This is a genomic window from Streptomyces roseochromogenus subsp. oscitans DS 12.976 (genome assembly GCF_000497445.1).
In the GTDB taxonomy this organism is placed as follows: Bacteria; Actinomycetota; Actinomycetes; order Streptomycetales; family Streptomycetaceae; genus Streptomyces; species Streptomyces oscitans.
The window spans coordinates 9,609,903-9,612,579 of sequence record NZ_CM002285.1; the positions used below are offsets into that span (position 1 = coordinate 9,609,903).

The window sequence follows — 2,677 nt, forward strand, 5'->3', positions numbered from 1 at the left end:
ATGTTCTGCGTGATGTTGTCGCCGTAATTCCCCGCCCTGGTGTCGGCGGTTCCCCAGGGGGACGCCGGTCGTGGATGGGGATGCCGGTCACGGTCTCGGGTTGAAGATCTTTCCCCGTGTCGGGTGGTTTGTTCGACCGATAGATCCTTCTTGCGAATTGGTGGAGATCCCCTGGGGCATGCCGGTGCCGGGTTGAGGGTCCGGGCCGTCTCGGAGTCGCTGGTGTCCCTTGACCAGCGAGCCGGGAGGTCGACGGACGATCCGGATGGCAAGGAGAACATTCACCGTGACGGACATCGTGGAGATCTACGTCCACTGGTACGCGGGCCGCTCGAAGACGCAGCTGGCGGCGTCGCTGGGGCTGGACCGCAAGACGATCAGGAAGTACCTGGCGCCGGCCGAGGCGGCCGGGATCACGCCGGGCGGCCCGCCGATGAGCGAGCCCGACTGGGCGAAACTGATCAAGAGCTGGTTCCCCGAGCAGGCCAACAGGCGCTTGAATCAACTGACTTGGCCGGAGATCGAGAAGCACCGCGACTACGTGGTGGAACTGCTGAACACCTGCACGGTGACCACGATCCACCAGCGGCTGCGCGACGAGCGCAAGCTGCAGGCGGGGCTGACCTCGTTTCGCCGGTGGGTACACGAGAACCTGCCCGACGAGGCCGCCCGCGCCAAGGTCACCGTGCTGAGGGAGAACGTCGAGCCGGGCTCGGAGGCCCAGATCGACTACGGCTTCCTGGGGCAGTGGATCAACGCCAACACCGGTCGGCGGCACCGGATTTGGGCGTTCGTGATGGTGCTGCCTGCCTCCCGGCACATGTTCGTCCGCCCGGTGGCCCACATGGACCAGCACGCCTGGACACAAGCCCACGTGGAGGCGTTTCGCTACTTCGGCGGCGTCCCGCGCCGGCTGGTGCCGGACAACCTCAAGACCGGGGTCGACAAGCCGGACCTCTACGACCCGAAGATCAACAAGTCGTATGCCGAACTCGCCTCCTACTATGGGGCGTTGGTGGATCCGGCCCGGGCTTTGAAGCCGAAGGACAAGCCCAGAGTGGAGCGGCCCATGCCCTACGTCCGCGACTCCTACTGGCGCGGGCGGACGTTCACCTCGCTGGAGCACATGCAGGCCGAGGCCCTGCTCTGGTCCCGTAATGTCGCAGGTCAGCGGCAGTGCCGTCCGCTGGGCGGGGCGGCTCCCTTGGCGGTGTTCGAGTCCATCGAGGCGCCGGTGCTGCTGCCGTTGCCCGAGGCGCCGTTCGTGCTGGCGCGGTGGTCGAAGGCGACGGTCGGCCCGGACATCCACATCAAGGTCGGCCGGACCCTCTACTCGGTGCCCTGGAAGCTGATCGGCCGCCGCGTCGATGTCCGCTCCACCGCCACCATGGTGCAGGTCTTCCACGAGGGTGAACTGGTCAAGACGCACGCGGCACTTGAGCAGGGCAAACGCACCGACAAGACGGACTACCCGCCGGAGAAGATCGCCTTTCAGATGCGCACGCCGATCTGGTGTCGCGGTCAGGCATCCCAGGTCGGGGATGCCTGCCGGGAGGTGATCGACCAGCTCCTGGAGGTCAATGCCCTCTACCGGCTCCGGGCGGCCCAGGGGGTGCTCGGGCTGCGCAAGAAGTACGGCGACATCAGGCTCGAAGCCGCCTGCCGCAAGGCGATCACGGTCGGCGACCCGTCCTATCGCACCGTCAAGGGCATCCTTGTCGCCGGCACCGAGACCGACCCGGAACCCGAGACCGGAGACGGTGGCGCCTCGGCCTTCCTACACGGCCCCGAGGGCCTGTTCGCCACCGACATCCCCCTGCAGATTCCCGATGACGTCCGCGACGACCAGGGGAACGACGACGTCGAGGAGGTCGCCCGGTGAGCGTGATGACCACCGCTCTGCGTGACTCGCTCAAGATCCTGCGGCTGTCCGGGATGCTCGAGACACTCGACGCCCGCCTCACCCAGGCCCAGGGCGGCGAGCTCGGGCACCTCGATTTCCTGCAGGTTCTCTGCCAGGACGAGATCACCCGCCGTGAATCCGTTGCGCTCGAACGGCGCCTGCGGCGGGCGAAGTTCGAGCAGCAGGCCACCTTGGAGGGCTTCGACTTCAACGCCTCCCCGAAGCTACCCGCGGCCCAGATCCGCGACCTGGCGGCCCTGCGATGGCTCCACTCCGGTGAGTCCGTCATTTTGTTCGGGCCCGTCGGGGTCGGAAAGACACACGTCGCCCAGGCCCTCGGTCACCAGGCCGTCCGACAGGGCGCCAACGTCCGTTTCTCCAAGACCAGCCGGGTCCTGGCCGAGCTCGCCGGCGGCCACGCGGATCGCACCTGGGACAAGCGCATGCGCGACCTCATCCGCCCCGACCTGCTCATCCTCGATGACTTCGCCATGCGGCAGATGAACGCCTCGCAGGCCGACGATCTCTACGAGTTGGTCTCCGAGCGGCAGGGACGTTCTCTGATCATCACGAGCAACAGGGCGCCCAGCGACTGGTATCCGCTCTTCCCGAACCCCGTCGTCGCCGAGTCACTCCTCGACCGGCTGATCAACGCCAGCCACCAAGTCATCATGAACGGCCCAAGCTACCGTCCCAACAAGCGACCGAAGGGCCCCAACGGCACCCCCAAGCCCCCGACCAGCTGACTCACCGACACCCCAGGGGTGTCCCATT

The 2,677-nt window shown here is 67.0% G+C and carries 2 protein-coding genes; both read left to right on the forward strand.

The features are described 5' to 3' along the window. The first annotated feature begins 286 nt into the window (after positions 1-286). A complete protein-coding gene (istA, locus tag M878_RS91175; RefSeq protein ID WP_023548257.1) occupies positions 287-1,882 on the forward strand; it encodes an IS21 family transposase in 1,596 nt (531 codons plus the stop codon). Next, entirely contained in the window at positions 1,879-2,649 is a 771-nt protein-coding gene (gene istB / locus M878_RS91180) for an IS21-like element helper ATPase IstB (RefSeq protein ID WP_023548259.1), read from the forward strand. The genes istA and istB overlap by 4 nt, the downstream gene beginning before the upstream one ends. The last annotated feature ends 28 nt before the right edge of the window (positions 2,650-2,677 follow it).